This is a genomic window from Kitasatospora sp. MMS16-BH015, assembly GCF_002943525.1.
GTDB lineage: Bacteria > Actinomycetota > Actinomycetes > Streptomycetales > Streptomycetaceae > Kitasatospora.
In genome coordinates, this window is the sequence record NZ_CP025394.1 from 2,654,018 (window position 1) to 2,667,870 (window position 13,853).

General features: G+C 74.6%; 12 protein-coding genes. 8 read left to right on the forward strand and 4 right to left on the reverse strand.

All coding sequences use genetic code 11. The features are described 5' to 3' along the window. Window positions 1-108 precede the first annotated feature (108 nt). From CFP65_RS11510 to CFP65_RS11520, 3 genes are all read left to right on the forward strand, one after another. Window positions 109-483, forward strand: a complete 375-nt coding sequence (locus CFP65_RS11510) for a hypothetical protein (protein WP_104816015.1) — start codon at window positions 109-111, stop codon at window positions 481-483. 238 nt (window positions 484-721) lie between these two features. Next, window positions 722-1,423, forward strand: a complete 702-nt coding sequence (locus CFP65_RS11515; RefSeq protein ID WP_104816016.1) for a class F sortase — start codon at window positions 722-724, stop codon at window positions 1,421-1,423. Between the two features lie 44 nt (window positions 1,424-1,467). Beyond that, a complete protein-coding gene (locus CFP65_RS11520; RefSeq protein ID WP_104816017.1) occupies window positions 1,468-1,902 on the forward strand; it encodes a hypothetical protein in 435 nt (144 codons plus the stop codon). Here CFP65_RS11520 and CFP65_RS11525 read toward each other — a convergent pair. Beyond that, on the reverse strand, window positions 1,899-2,645 hold the full coding sequence (locus tag CFP65_RS11525) for a sirohydrochlorin chelatase (protein ID WP_104816018.1): 747 nt from the start codon (window positions 2,643-2,645) through the stop codon (window positions 1,899-1,901). The genes CFP65_RS11520 and CFP65_RS11525 overlap by 4 nt on opposite strands. Window positions 2,646-2,807: 162 nt before the next feature. Here CFP65_RS11525 and CFP65_RS11530 point away from each other — a divergent pair, with 162 nt between their 5' ends. From CFP65_RS11530 to nirD, 4 genes are all read left to right on the forward strand, one after another. Then, window positions 2,808-4,964: a molybdopterin oxidoreductase family protein gene (locus tag CFP65_RS11530; RefSeq protein ID WP_104816019.1), complete on the forward strand. Its 2,157-nt coding sequence runs from the start codon at window positions 2,808-2,810 to the stop codon at window positions 4,962-4,964. A 143-nt stretch (window positions 4,965-5,107) separates the two neighbouring features. Further along, window positions 5,108-6,448, forward strand: a complete 1,341-nt coding sequence (locus CFP65_RS11535; protein WP_104820797.1) for an NAD(P)/FAD-dependent oxidoreductase — start codon at window positions 5,108-5,110, stop codon at window positions 6,446-6,448. A 71-nt stretch (window positions 6,449-6,519) separates the two neighbouring features. After that, window positions 6,520-9,129: a nitrite reductase large subunit NirB gene (gene nirB, locus CFP65_RS11540; protein WP_104816020.1), complete on the forward strand. Its 2,610-nt coding sequence runs from the start codon at window positions 6,520-6,522 to the stop codon at window positions 9,127-9,129. Window positions 9,130-9,153: 24 nt separating this feature from the next. After that, entirely contained in the window at window positions 9,154-9,507 is a 354-nt protein-coding gene (gene nirD, locus CFP65_RS11545; RefSeq protein WP_104816021.1) for a nitrite reductase small subunit NirD, read from the forward strand. A gap of 126 nt (window positions 9,508-9,633) precedes the next feature. Here the strand turns inward: nirD and CFP65_RS11550 are convergent, their stop codons facing one another. Both CFP65_RS11550 and CFP65_RS11555 read right to left on the reverse strand, forming a co-directional pair. Beyond that, entirely contained in the window at window positions 9,634-10,584 is a 951-nt protein-coding gene (locus CFP65_RS11550; RefSeq protein ID WP_254552346.1) for an SGNH/GDSL hydrolase family protein, read from the reverse strand. Between the two features lie 20 nt (window positions 10,585-10,604). Continuing rightward, window positions 10,605-11,549, reverse strand: coding sequence for a proteasome assembly chaperone family protein (locus CFP65_RS11555; RefSeq protein ID WP_104816022.1), 945 nt, complete (start codon window positions 11,547-11,549; stop codon window positions 10,605-10,607). 865 nt (window positions 11,550-12,414) lie between these two features. Between CFP65_RS11555 and CFP65_RS11560 the strand changes: the two genes are divergently transcribed. Next, entirely contained in the window at window positions 12,415-13,134 is a 720-nt protein-coding gene (locus CFP65_RS11560) for a GNAT family N-acetyltransferase (RefSeq protein ID WP_104816023.1), read from the forward strand. A gap of 97 nt (window positions 13,135-13,231) precedes the next feature. On the opposite strand, the gene CFP65_RS11565 is transcribed toward CFP65_RS11560, so the two are convergent. Continuing rightward, a complete protein-coding gene (locus CFP65_RS11565; protein ID WP_104816024.1) occupies window positions 13,232-13,747 on the reverse strand; it encodes a ribonuclease domain-containing protein in 516 nt (171 codons plus the stop codon). Window positions 13,748-13,853 lie beyond the last annotated feature (106 nt).

A 13,853-nucleotide genomic window follows, 5' to 3' on the forward strand; every position in this document is an offset into this window, starting at 1 on the left:
GGGTGGCGGCCGTCCACCGCGTGACGGACGGTGATGGAGGCGCGACCACGAACCCTCCGCCGGCGAAGGGCCGGCAGTCGTCCGTCGCCGCCGGAAGGACCCAAGCAGATGCGTTTCGATCGCTCCCTCCTCGCCGCAGCGGCCGCGACCGCCGTCCTGGCCCTCGCCTCCCCCGCCGCCCACGCCGAAGCCCAGCCCGTCCGCACGGTCGCCGACGGCCAGCCCGGCTGGCAGGACTCCCAGTCCGGCAAGGAGGAGCCGAAGAAGCTCGAGAAGTCCGAGGGCAGGGGCGAGGGCAAGGCCGAAGAGGTCGCCGAGGAAGCCCCCTGGCACAAGGACAAGAAGCCCCACGGCGGCGTCCACACCGGCGGCGGCGGCCTCGCCGTCTCCACCAGCGGCCTCGCCACCGGCGGAGCCCTCCTCGCCGGCGGCCTCGCCGTAGGCGCCTACTCCCTCCGCCGCCGCGGCAACTCCACCCCCTGACGCCCCACCCCACCGGACGGGCGCGGCCCCCTGTGTCCCGCGCCCGCCCACCGGCGGTCGGCCTCCCCGGTTCGGGTACCGCCCCGTCAGGTGACGGCCCACCGGCACTCGCCTTCGCCGGCTCAGCCCTCAGTCGCCCGGTCACCAGCGTCCCCGCTGCGGCGCGCCCTCCTGTGACCTCACGCCACTCGGACCGGCCCCGGCGCCCCGCCGGAGCGCACCCCACCCCAGGAGCGTCATGACCACCGAGCCCGGCAGCCCCGGCAAGCCCTTCCGCTGGGCGGTCGGCGCAGCGCTCCTCGGCCTGCTGGTGATCTACCAGTCGGTGGACGCCACCCCCGGCCAGCCCCCGGTGGCCGCCGCGCTGGCCCCGATGTCCCCCGCCGGCCCGGCCGCCCAGGCCCCTGCGCCGGCCGCCGCCCCCGGCGCTCCCACCGCTCCCGCCACGAAGCCGAAGCCCGCCACCCCGGCCCTCCCCCGCTCGCGGCCGACCCGGCTCCGCGTGCCCCAACTCCTCATCGACGCCCCGTTCGCCGAGCTCGGCCTCACCCCGGCCGGTGCCCTGGAGGCCCCCGCCCCGGACGACAAGAACCTGGTCGGCTGGTACCGCGACGGCGCCACCCCTGGCGAACGCGGCAGCGCCGTCGTCGCCGGCCACGTCGACACCCGCACCGGGCCGGCCGTCTTCCTGCTGCTCCGCCTCCTCACCCCGGGCAGCACCGTGGAGATCACCCGCGAGGACGGCACCGTCGCCAGCTTCCTGGTCGACTCCACCCAGACCTTCCCGAAGAACGCCTTCCCGGACGCCCAGGTCTACGCCGACACCCCCGACGCCCAGCTCCGCCTGATCACCTGCGGCGGCGCGTACGACAAGAAGGCCAAGGACTACACCGAGAACGTGGTGGTCTTCGCCCACCTCCAGTCCTCCCGGCCGGCCTGAAAACCCTTGTCGCCCCAGCCAGGTCGGCCCGTAGGGTGCGCCCCATGGCCCTCACGCACCTGAACCTCACCTCCGGCCGCACGGTCGACCTCAGCCGCATCTCCTTCTCCTCGACCTACTCCGGCCTCATCGAGGGCTACCCCTGCCGCCGCCTGAACGACGCCAAGCTCACCCACCTGCTCACGGCGGCCCGACGGGACTCCGCCCTCCCGGCCCACCTGATCGAGCCCGTCCGCCACCTCCCGGACGTCCCGGCCCCGGGCGGCCCGTTCGGCCCGGTCGAGGAGTTGCCGCCGGTGATCTGCACGGCCACCCTGTACTCCAACCCGGTGGACCCGGACCTCGACACGGTGGACCACTACTCGGGCCTCACCGTGGTCTGGTTCCAGGACACCCTCACCGTCCCCACCCACGAGGACACCGAGCACCCCCTCCTCGGCCTCCCCTGGGACGACCTCGCCACCGACCTGGAGCTCTAGGGCTTCTCACCCGCCCTGGCGCCTCCGGTGCGGGCCACCGCACGCACCCCCGCCGCGTACCGCTCCAACAGCACCCGCACCACCGCCGGATGCGCCCCCAGCGGGGCCGCCGTCACCCCGCTCCCGGCCGCCGCCGCCAACCGGGCGAAGTCCCCTGGCGCGGTGAAGTACCCGGCGACGGCCGCTCCCCCGCTCGCCACCTCCGCGACCCGCGGGCCCGCCCCGGCCACGTACCCGGGCGTCACCGCGACCCCGAGCCGCCGCGCCAGCAGCCGGGCCTGCGCCCGGACGTCCTCCGCCGCGGCCGGATCCCGCGAACCGGCGGCGGCCAGCACCACCGGTTCACCGGCCCAACCCGCCTCCCACAGCCGATCGGCCAGCGCCTCCGCGAGCAGCGGGTCCGGCCCGAGCGGCGGCGCGACCACGCCCCGGACCTGCGGTGCGCCGGCCAGGGCGGCCGGCAGGTCCACCCCCGCGTGGTAGCCCCGGCTGAGCAGCAGCGGGACGAGCACCGCCGACCCGGCCAGCCCGTCCAGCACTTCGGCCAACAGCGGACCGTCCAGGCCCAAGTAGGCCAGCCGTACGTCGAGTTCGGGTCGCGCGGCCCGGACGGCCGCCGCCACCTCCCGGGTCGTGCCGGCCGCCGCCGCGTCCCGTGAACCGTGCGCGACGAGCACCAGGGCCGGCCGCCGCGCCGCGTGCAACACCCGGGGCCGTGCCCCGCCGAGGGATACCAGGGTCATACCCCCCTACCCTCCCGGCCTCCTGTTTCCCACCCGTTGCGCCCGGATCACGACTGTCACCCGGCCCCCTCACACCGGCCCCCACTGCCGGTGAGCCGCGCGTACGCCCCCCGTAACCGCCGCACACCCGCTCCGGTAACAGCCTGCCCGCAGGGTGGCTCCATGGACGCCCCCACCACCGCCCAGAGCGCCTCCTCCGCCACCGCCCCGAACACCTCCGCCGCCCGGCACGCCTCCGCCACCTCCGCCACCGACACCCACTGCCCGTACTGCGCCCTCCAGTGCGGCATGGCCCTGCGCCCGGCCACCGGCCCGGGCCCGCACCCGGTGCCGCTCACCGTGGTCGAGCGGCCCGCCTTCCCGGTCAACCGGGGTGCGCTCTGCGGCAAGGGCGCCAACGCGGCGGCCGTCCTGGACGGGGCGGCCCGGCTGACCACGCCGCTGGTCCGCCGCTCGGGCGTGCTCACCCCGGCGAGCTGGCCGGAGGCGCTGGACCGGATCGCGGAGGGGCTGCGCGGCACCGCCGAGGCCCACGGCCGGGACGCCGTCGGGGTGTTCGGCGGCGGCGGGCTGACCAACGAAAAGGCCTACCTGCTGGGCAAGTTCGCCCGCACCGTGCTCGGCACGGCGACCATCGACTACAACGGCCGGTTCTGCATGTCCTCGGCGGCGGCGGCCGGGGTACGGGCCTTCGGCCTGGACCGGGGGCTGCCCTTCCCGATGGCGGACATCCCGCAGGCCGGCTGCGTGGTGCTGGTGGGCGGCAACCCGGCCGAGACGATGCCGCCCTTCGTCCGGTACCTGCGCGAACTCCAGCAGAACGGAGGCCGGTTGATCGTGGTCGACCCGCGCCGGACCCGGACGGCCGAGCTGGCCGACCTGCACCTGCAGCCCCGCCCGGGCACCGACCTCGCCCTGGCGCTGGGCCTGCTGCACCTGATCGTCGCGGACGGCCGCACCGACGAGGAGTTCATCGCCACCCGCACCACCGGCTGGTCCCAGACCCGGGCCGCCGCGATGGCGCACTGGCCCGAACACGTGGAGGCCGTCACCGGCGTGCCGCTACCCCGACTCCGCGAAGCCGCCCGGGTGTTCGGCGAGGCGACCACAGCCATGGTGCTCACCGCCCGCGGGCCGGAGCAGCACGCCAAGGGCACCGACACGGTCAGCGCCTGGATCAACCTCTGCCTGGCCACCGGCAACATGGGCCGCCCGTACGCGGGTTACGGCTGCCTGACCGGCCAGGGCAACGGCCAGGGCGGCCGGGAGCACGGTCAGAAGGCCGACCAGCTGCCCGGCTACCGCAAGTTGACCGATCCGGCGGCCCGCGCCCATGTCGCGGCGGTCTGGGGCGTGGACCCGGCGAGCCTGCCGGGGCCCGGCCCGAGCGCGTACGAGCTGCTGGACTCGCTCGGCAGCACCGTCCGGGCGCTGCTGGTGGCCGGCTCCAACCCGGTGGTCTCGGCGCCGGGTTCGGCCCGGATCACCGAGCGGCTGGGCGCACTGGACTTCCTGGCGGTCTGCGATGTGGTGCTCTCCGAGACGGCGGAGCTGGCTGACGTGGTACTGCCGGTCACCCAGTGGGCCGAGGAGACCGGCACCATGACCAATCTGGAGGGCAGGGTGATCCTGCGCCGCCAGGCGGTCGCACCGCCGCCCGGGGTGCGCAGCGACCTCGTGGTGCTGCACGAGCTGGCCGACCGGCTGGGCGGATCGACCAAGGGCTTCCCGACCGACCCGGAGGAGGCCTTCGAGGAGCTGCGGCTGGCCTCGGCCGGCGGGGTGGCCGACTACTCGGGCATCGACTACCGCCGGATCACCGCCGAGGACGGGGTGTTCTGGCCCTGCCCCAGCCCCGGACACCCGGGCACGCCACGGCTGTTCCTCGACCGCTTCGCCACCGAGGACGGCCGGGCCAGGTTCACCCCGGTCCAGCACCGACCCCCGGCCGAGGAGCCCTGCGCGGAGTACCCCGTCCGGCTGACCACCGGCCGCGTCCTCGCCCAGTACCAGTCCGGCACCCAGACCCGCCGCGTCCCCGCCCTCAACTCGGCTGCCCCGGGCCCCTTCGTGGAGCTCCACCCCCAACTCGGCGCCCGCCTCGGCCTGCGCGAGGGCGACCAGGTCGCCGTGGTCAGCCGCCGTGGCCGCGCGATCGCCCCGGCCCGCCTGACCACCGCGATCCGCCCCGACACCGTCTTCATGCCCTTCCACTGGCCCGGCGAGGGCAGCGCCAACCTCCTCACCAACCCGGCCCTCGACCCCACCTCCCGGATGCCCGAGTTCAAGACCTGCGCCGTCCGCCTCGAACTCCCCTGACCCACGCCGCCCCGGCCTCACCCCACTCCCGCCCCGCGTTTCCCTCTCCTCACCGCCCCCTCCCCTCACCGCTGAGCTTGAAGTTCCGACCGCGAAACAGCCGAACACCCGACGGGTAACACCCCTTGACCAGGCTGGTGACCATGACAGCGACCGAGACCCCCGCCCCCGCCCACCCCGTCGTGGTGGTCGGTGGCGGCATGGCCGGCCACCGGCTCGCCCAGCAGCTCGTGTCGCACGGCCACCCCCACGTGGTGCTGCTCGGCGAGGAGGAGCACCCGCCGTACAACAGGGTGCTGCTCGCCGAGGTGCTGGCCGGCCGCTACCGCCCCGAACTCGCCGCCCTCGCCGCGCTGCCGCCCCAGGTGGTCCGCCACCAGGCCCGGGCAGTCCGGATCGACCGGCTCCAGCGCCGAGTCCTCTGCGACGACGGGGCCGAGCTCACCTACAGCGCTCTCGTCCTCGCCACCGGCAGCAACCCCGTCCTACCGCCGCTGCGTGGCCTCTTCCCCCGGCCCACCGACCACGAACTCCCCTCCGGAGTCTGCACGTTCCGCACCATGGCCGACTGCGCCGAGCTCGAATCCCGCCTCCCGGCGGCCAAGCGCGCCGTGGTGGTGGGCGGCGGACTGCTGGGGGTCAGCGCGGCCCGCGCCCTGGCCGCCCGGGGCGTCCAGGTGCTCCTGGCCCATCAGGGCGAGCACCTCATGGAGCACCAACTCGACACCGAGGCAGCAGAGTTGATCAGGCATCACCTACTCGCCCAGCAGATCGAAATCCACACCGAGTGCCGCGTCCGCGTGGTCCTCACCGCCCCGGACCCGGACAACCGCCCCACCGACCCCCGCCACCCCACCGACCTCCGCCGCCTGACCGGCGTCGAACTCGCCGACGGCTTCCGCCTCGCCACCGAGCTCCTGGTGATCGCCACCGGCGTCCGCCCCCGCATCGGCCTGGCCCAGGCCGCTGGACTGACGATTCGTCAAGGCATTGTCGTGGACGACCAGTTGCGCACCAGCGACCCGCACATCCACGCCATCGGCGACTGCGCCGAACACGAGGGCACGGTCTACGGACTGGCCGGCCCCGCCCTGGAGCAGGCCGACCACCTCGCCCGCGTCCTCACCCGACCGGATGCCCCTCACCAGCTTGGCTACCGGGGCAGCCGTCTCCTCACCCGCCTCACCCTCACCCCACCCGCCGCCACCTCCACCGGTACGGCCACCGGCACCCCCGACCCGCTCGACCTGGCCACCTTCGGCGCCACCGAGCCCAGCCACCCCGAGGACAGCGTGGTCCGGCTGGCCGACGCCCACCGCGGCACCTACCGCAAGGTGATCGTCCGCCACGACCGCCTGATCGGCGGGGTCCTGCTGGGCGACCTCGACACCGTCGGCGACCTCGCCCACGCCTGGCAGGACGACCAACCCCTGACCACCCACCCGCTCCACCTCCTCACCACCCGGGCCACCCACCCCGCCTGAGCCCGAACCCCGGAAACCCCACCCACCCGAGCCCCGTCCGGCTCACCACCCCACCCCGGAGGGACACCCCGATGACCACCACCCCCCGGCCGACCCTCCTGCTGGTCGGCTACGGCATGGTCGGCCACCGCCTCCTCACCGCTCTGGCCGAGACTGGCGCCGCCAACCGGTACCACGTCCTCGTGCTCGCCGAGGAGCCCCGCCCGGCCTACGACCGGGTCGCGCTCACCTCCTACTTCGCCGGCCGCACCCCCGAACAACTGCTGCTCGCCGAGGCCGGCTTCGCCGAGCGGTACGGCTACGAGATCCGCCTCGCGACCCCCGCCACCGCGATCGACCGCGCCGCCAAGCGGGTCACCACCGCCGACGGCGGGGTGCTCGACTACGACGTGCTGGTGCTGGCCACCGGCTCGTACCCGTTCGTGCCGCCGGTACCGGGCAAGGACGGAGCGGGCTGCTTCGTCTACCGCACCATCGAGGACCTGCACGCGATCGAGGCGTACGCGGCCGGGGCGAAGGTCGGCGCGGTGGTCGGCGGCGGCCTGCTCGGTCTCGAGGCGGCCGGGGCGCTCAAGGGCCTCGGCCTGGAGACCCACGTGGTGGAGTTCGCGCCCCGGCTGATGCCGGTGCAGGTGGACGAGGGCGGCGGGGAGGCGCTGCGCCGCACCATCGAGGAGCTGGGCGTGATCGTCCACGCGGGCGTGGGCACCAGCACGGTCGAGCTCTCCGCCGAGGGCGCCGCGAACGCGATGACCTTCACCGACGGCTCCCGGCTGGAGACCGACCTGGTGGTCTTCTCGGCCGGCGTCCGCCCGCGCGACCAGCTGGCGCGCGACTGCGGCCTTGCCGTCGGCGAGCGCGGCGGCATCGCCGTGGACGAGTACTGCCGCACCTCCGACGCACACGTCTACGCGATCGGCGAGTGCGCCCTCGCGGTGGACGGCCGGGTCTACGGCCTGGTCGCCCCCGGCTACGAGATGGCCCTCACCGTCGCCCAGCAGCTGGCCGAGACCACGCCCAGGCCCTTCACCGGCGCCGACCTCTCCACCAAACTCAAGCTGCTCGGCGTGGACGTGGCCAGCTTCGGCGACGCCTTCGGCACCACGCCCGGCGCGCTCGACGTGGTCTACTCCGACTCCCGCGCCGGGATCTACAAGAAGCTGGTGGTCACCCCCGAGGGCGCGCTGCTCGGCGGCATCCTGGTCGGCGACGCCGAGGCCTACGCGACGCTGCGCCCGCTGGCCGGCACCGGCGAGCCGCTGCCCGTGCCCGCCGAATCCCTGGTGCTGCCCGCCGGGATGGCCCCGCCGGTCTCGCTCGGCGGCTCGGCGCTGCCGGACGAGGCGGTGGTCTGCAACTGCCACAACGTCACCAAGGGCCGGATCCGGGGCGCCGTCACCGAGCACAGCTGCACCACCGTGCCGCAGGTGAAGAGCTGCACCAAGGCGGGCACCGGCTGCGGCTCCTGCCTCAAGCTGGTCTCCACCCTGGTCACCGAGGAGCTGGAGGCCTCCGGCGTCACCGTCGACAAGGGCCTCTGCCCCTGCTTCGAGCACACCCGCGCCGAGCTCTTCGAGATCGTCCAGGTCACCGGCATCGCCACCCACGCCCGCCTGCTCGCCGAGTACGGCCGCCTGAGGGGTCGGGCCACCGAGGGCTGCGAGATCTGCAAGCCGACCGTGGCCTCGATCATCGCCTCGCTCGCCCCCGAGCTGCCGGCCAGCACCCACATCCTGGACGGGGAGCAGGCCGCGCTCCAGGACACCAACGACCACTTCCTCGCCAACCTCCAGCGCAACGGCTCCTACTCCGTGGTGCCGCGCATCCCCGGCGGCGAGATCACCCCGGAGCGGTTGATCGTGATCGGCGAGGTGGCCCGCGACTTCGGCCTCTACACCAAGATCACCGGCGGCCAGCGGATCGACCTGTTCGGCGCCAGCGTCGACCAGCTCCCGCTGATCTGGGCCCGACTGGTCGCGGCCGGCTTCGAATCCGGGCACGCCTACGGCAAGTCACTGCGCACGGTGAAGTCCTGCGTCGGCTCGACCTGGTGCCGGTACGGGGTGCAGGACTCGGTGGCGATGGCGATCGGGCTCGAACTCCGCTACCGGGGGCTGCGCAGCCCGCACAAGCTCAAGTCGGCGGTCTCGGGCTGCGCCCGCGAGTGCGCGGAGGCCCGGGGCAAGGACTTCGGGGTGATCGCCACCTCCAACGGCTGGAACCTCTACGTCGGCGGCAACGGCGGTGCCACCCCCCGGCACGCCGACCTGCTCGCCCAGGAACTGACGGACGAGCAGCTGATCAGGCTGATCGACCGGTTCCTGATGTTCTACATCCGCACGGCCGACCGGCTGGAGCGCACCTCCGTCTGGCTGGAGCGGATCGAGGGCGGGCTCGACCACGTCCGGGACGTGGTGGTGCACGACTCCCTCGGCCTGGCCGCCGAACTGGAGGCCCGGATGGCCCGCCACGTGGGCAGCTACCAGGACGAGTGGGCCGCCACCCTGGCCGACCCCGACCGGCTCGCCCGCTTCGTCTCCTTCGTCAACGCCCCGGGCGTGCCGGACCCGAGCATCCGCTTCACCCCGGAACGCGACCAGGTCAAGCCGGACCTGGCCGTGCTGGCCACCGCCGAGGACCTGCTCGCCCCGCTCGACCTCCCGCTGCTCGGCACCCGCTGACCACCCCCCTGACTTGGAGCCCCGATGACCACATCCGCCACGCTCACCCCGAAGGTAGCGCTGCACACCGACAACGGCTGGCTCCCGGTCTGCGACTGGGACCGGCTGACCCCCGGCCGGGGCGTCGCAGTGCTGCTCCCGGACGGCCGGCAGGCCGCCGTGTTCCGCGACGGCGCGGGCCGGCTCCACGCCCTCGGCAACCGCGACCCCTTCACCGGCGCCTACGTGCTCTCCCGCGGCCTGCTCGGCTCCACCCCCGAGGGCAGGGTCTACGTCGCCTCCCCGCTGCTCAAGCAGCGCTTCGACCTTGGCACCGGCGAGTGCCTGGACGACCCGGCCGTCCGCGTCCCGACCCACCGGGCCCGCCTCCAGGACTGACCCGTCGCACCGCCGCGCCTCTCGCGCCGGTCATCCCCCTGACCGACCATCCCTCCCACCGGCCATGCCTCTGACCCGCCGAACGAGATCTTGATCACTCCGGCTGCGGGCCCCGGCCGGGGGGCTTCACTCCCGGACGGCCCGCAGCACCGCCGCCGCCATCCCCTGCTGCCCCTGGGCATTGGGGTGCACCGGCGCCATGCCGGCCGCCGGCAGCGGCGGCTCGATCCACCGCACGCCCTCCCCGGCGCACATGTCGTGCCCGAGGGAGGGCGTGAAGGTGTCCACGTACGCCGCCCCGGCCGCCTTCGCGCGCTCGGCCAGCATCGCGTTGAGGGCGGTCTCCTTCTCCCGGAGGAAGCCCACGTCCCCGGTGCTCACCCCGCGTCCGAGCGTCTCGGCGCAGCCCGCGCCGTCCGCCGGGAAGAGTGACGGGTAGCCCACCACGTACACCCGGGCCTGCGGGGCCCGCGCCCGGATCTGCCGCAGCACGGCGTCCAGCCGGGACCCGGCGGTCTCCACCCGCTGCTCGAGCTCGTCCCGCCCGCCCTCGGTGTAGTGCTGCCGGCAGGGCGCGTCGCCCTTCACCAGGCCGAGCGCCGCCTTGAGGCCCTGGGCCGCGCACTCCGTGACCACCCCGACGAAGCCGGCGTCGTTGCCGCCGACCCCGAGGGTGACCAGGCGGGTGGCGGCGGAGAGCGCGTCCAGCTGCGGGGCGTTGGTGCCGCTCGCCGTGCGCTGGGACTCCGTCAGATCGGCGGTGGTCGCGCCGGTGCAGCTCACGTCGGTGAAGCCGGCCCCGGCCAGCCCGACGGCCTTGGCCACCAGTGCGGGGTAGTTCACACCCGAGCGGGCACACCCCGCGGGCTCGCCCACCTTCGGCGCGATCCCGAGCCCCGAGGTGTAGGAATCCCCCAGCGCCACGTACGGCCCCACCGGCGCCCGCGGGCTCGGGCTCGCGCTCGGCGCCGCCGCAGCTTTCGCCACCGGCCCACCGACCCCGGCGCTGCACCCGGCTCCGGCCAGCGCCAGCACTCCGGCCAGCCCGACCAGCAGCCCCGCCCGGCTCCGCCCCACGGCCCCTCCCCCCGCCCGGCTCACTCGGTGTCGCGCTCGTGCTCCGCCAGGAACTCCTCGAACCGGCGGCCCAGCTCCTCCGCCGAGGGCAGGTCGACCGGCTCGGCCAGCAGGCTCTCGCGGCCCTCGGCCCCGGCCACCGCGTCGTACTGGCTCTCCATGCCCCGGATGGCGGCGCGCAGCTCGTCGTCCCCGCGGGCCAGCTGCTCCTCGATGTCGGCGTAGACCTCGCCGACCCGGTCGCGCAGCTCGGTGCCGGGCAGCACCAGGCCGCTGGCCGACTGCACGGACTCCAGGATCAGCACGGCGGCCGCCGGGTAGGGCGAGCGGGCCACGTAGTGCGGCACGTGGACGGCGAAGCCCAGCACGTCGTGGCCGGCGTCGGCCAGCCGGTACTCCACCAGGGCCTGGGCGCTGCCGGGCACCTGGGCCTGGTCGAACCAGCTCGGGTGGCCGGGGGCCAGGTCGAGCCGGGTGCCGTGCGGGGTGAGGCCGACCGGGCGGGTGTGCGGCACGCCCATCGGGATGCCGTGGAAGTCGACCGAGAGCCGCACCTCGAAGCGCTCGACCAGCTCGCGGACGGCCGCGGCGAAGAGCTCCCACTCGGTGTCCGGCTCCGGACCGGTGAGCAGGAGGAAGGGCGTTCCGACAGAGTCGTGTACCAATCGGAGCAGGATCTCGGGCGGCTCGTACGCCGTCCAGCTGTCCTTGGTGAAGGTCATCACCGGGCGACGGGCCCGGTAGTCCACCAGCCGGTCGTGGTCGAACCGGGCCACGACCTGCGGCGACCCGTGCTCCAACAGGTGCGCCACCACCTGACCGCCGGCCTCACCGGCGTCCATGAAGCCCTCGAAGTGGTACAGCAGCACCAGCCCGGCCGCCTCGGGCCCGGCTGCGGCGTCGGCGGCGACCAGCGCGGCCACACCCTGCGGCTCCAGCTGGTACAGCTCCTTGGGTTCCCGCACTGCGCACCCAACCCCGTTCTGTCTCGTCCGTCGTGTCCGGCTGCCGTCCGCTCGGGATCGACCGCCTGACCTGGCCTTTCGAACCGCGCTGCCCGTTCGGGCAGGCGCGGGTCGTCCGCTCAGTCCAGCGTGCCGGAGGCCGCCGACATTCCCGGTGACTGACGAGGTAACGGAGATGTCCCCGCCCAGGTTCCGTCCCGGGCCTTGTGTCCGGCTTCAGGGCCGGGCGCACGCCCCCCGCCGGCCCCGGCCACGCCCCCGTCATCATCGCACCCGGTGCGAAACCGCTGGTGAGCGCCGTCCCGGTGGCCTTAGACTGCGGTGGCGACGATCACTCCAGGAGCCGCGCCGGACACCTCCGGACGGCTCCGCCAGGGCCCCGCCGGGGCCACCGAGCAGCCGCGGGCGGGGGCCCCTCCACCCCGTTGGCGCGCCGCGAGGTGACGCACCGCGTTCTGGCGGGTATCGTCCTCTCGCTGACCCGCATCGCCGCGCCGTCGTCACGTCGTTCGTCACGCCGTCGTCCCGGCCCGGCCAATGTGCGGTCAGCCACTCGCACCGCACCTTGCCTTCACCTGGCCGCCTGCTTCCCTTCGCGCTCTCATTCTCCTCTCGGCCATCTCGCGGACGCACACTGTCCCCTCCGCTCGTCATGCCGGACCGGTCCGTAGACCCGTGTCCGCCCGGCAACGAGCCGCCCGCTTCCGGGCCGCCTTCTCCGCCGCACGACCGGGCCCTGCCGGCGTGAGCGATCCGCCCCCCACGGCGGCCGGCGGCGCGCGCCGGAGCTGGGGCGAAACGACCACCGCCCTCGTGCCGTACCCCGGTACGAGGTCCCTCCGACCGCCGAAGGACCGAAGGTTCCGTGCCCGTACCCGTAACCCTCATCGGCCGCACCACGCGGCTGGAGCCCCTCGCCGAGCACCACGCGGAGGCTCTCGCCGAGGCAGGCGCCGAGGATCGTACGACCTACGCCTTCACGCCCGTCCCGCACAGCCTGGAAGCCGCCCGGGAGTACATCGCCCGCGCGCTGGCCGACCAGGCGGCCGGGCGTTCGCTGCCGTTCGCCACGGTCAGCGTCGCCGACAACCGGGTGGTGGGCTCCACCCGGTTCCAGGAGCTCGACTACTGGCAGGGGCCGATGGTCTGGCCCCCGACCCCTGGCGTGCCCCACGGTGACCCGCTGCTGGCCGTGCCCGACGCCGCCGACCTGGGCGGCACCTGGCTCTCCGCCCGGGCCCAGGGCACCGGCATCAACACCGAGGCCAAGCTCCTGATGCTGCGCCACGCCTTCGAGACCTGGGGCGTGCAGCGGATCTCGCTCCGCGCCGACGCCCGCAACCTGCGCTCGCGCACCGCGATCGAGCGCCTGGGCGCCACCTGCGAGGGCGTCCGCCGGGCCCACTCGCGGGGCCTGGACGGGATCGTCCGCTCGACGGCCTTCTACTCCATCCTCGACGAGGAGTGGCCGGCCGTCCGCGACATCATCGAGCTCCGGATCGCCGCGGCCACCTCGCCGAGCGCCCCGGACCCGGCCATCTCCCAGGAGTGTCTTAGACACGGCGTCCCGCTGATCACCCTGTGATCCTGCCCTGACGCCGAAGGCGCCGGCCCCCAGCCCAGGGGGTCGGCGCCTTCGGCGTAGCCCGGCTCACGGGCCTCCGGCACGGCTCCACGACCGCTCAGCAGCGACCGTCGATCTCCTGGAAGGTCGCGTAGTGGTCGCTGGTCCAGTACTCCTCGCCGACCGAGCCGGTGACGACCCGTCGGGCCCCGCGGTCGTCCGAACCGGGGGTCACCACGGTGTACTCGTGGTAGTACCCGGTGGCCTGCTTGGGCAGCCGGCTCTCCCGGTTTTCGAACACGATGCCGTCGTTCCGGTACGGGTACGGGCCGCCCTTGTCGATCAGGGTGAGGGTGTCCCGGGCCTGGCTGGGCAGCTTGCTGCGGCAGACGTCGGCCAGCGAGGGGTTGTCGGGCACCCAGCTGCTCCTGCTGCCGGAGGCGGCGGGCGTGCCCGGCTTGGCGGGCGGCGGCGAGGGCTTGGCGGTGACCCCGGTACCGGTCCGGGCCGGGCTCGCCGTGCTGGCGGCCGCGGCGGGCTTGGCGGCGCCGCCCGAGGAGGCACAGGCGGACGCCCCGACCAGGGCGAGGACAACGAACGCCGGAACGGCGATCAGACGGTTGCGACTGCTCATACGGCATACCTTGCCGGATGGAGCACACAAGCAGGTAAACGACGCCGGGGCGGGAACGGACGCCATTGTCCGTTCCCGCCCCGGTGTCCACGTACGGCGGCTCTCC

What these genes read in the sequence shown, in the direction of transcription:
- CFP65_RS11510 (WP_104816015.1), top strand. Translation starts at nt 109, where the DNA reads ATGCGTTTCGATCGCTCCCTCCTCGCCGCAGCGGCCGCGACCGCCGTC.
- CFP65_RS11515 (WP_104816016.1), top strand. Translation starts at nt 722, where the DNA reads ATGACCACCGAGCCCGGCAGCCCCGGCAAGCCCTTCCGCTGGGCGGTC.
- CFP65_RS11520 (WP_104816017.1), top strand. Translation starts at nt 1,468, where the DNA reads ATGGCCCTCACGCACCTGAACCTCACCTCCGGCCGCACGGTCGACCTC.
- CFP65_RS11525 (WP_104816018.1), bottom strand. Translation starts at nt 2,645, where the DNA reads ATGACCCTGGTATCCCTCGGCGGGGCACGGCCCCGGGTGTTGCACGCG.
- CFP65_RS11530 (WP_104816019.1), top strand. Translation starts at nt 2,808, where the DNA reads ATGGACGCCCCCACCACCGCCCAGAGCGCCTCCTCCGCCACCGCCCCG.
- CFP65_RS11535 (WP_104820797.1), top strand. Translation starts at nt 5,108, where the DNA reads ATGACAGCGACCGAGACCCCCGCCCCCGCCCACCCCGTCGTGGTGGTC.
- nirB (WP_104816020.1), top strand. Translation starts at nt 6,520, where the DNA reads ATGACCACCACCCCCCGGCCGACCCTCCTGCTGGTCGGCTACGGCATG.
- nirD (WP_104816021.1), top strand. Translation starts at nt 9,154, where the DNA reads ATGACCACATCCGCCACGCTCACCCCGAAGGTAGCGCTGCACACCGAC.
- CFP65_RS11565 (WP_104816024.1), bottom strand. Translation starts at nt 13,747, where the DNA reads ATGAGCAGTCGCAACCGTCTGATCGCCGTTCCGGCGTTCGTTGTCCTC.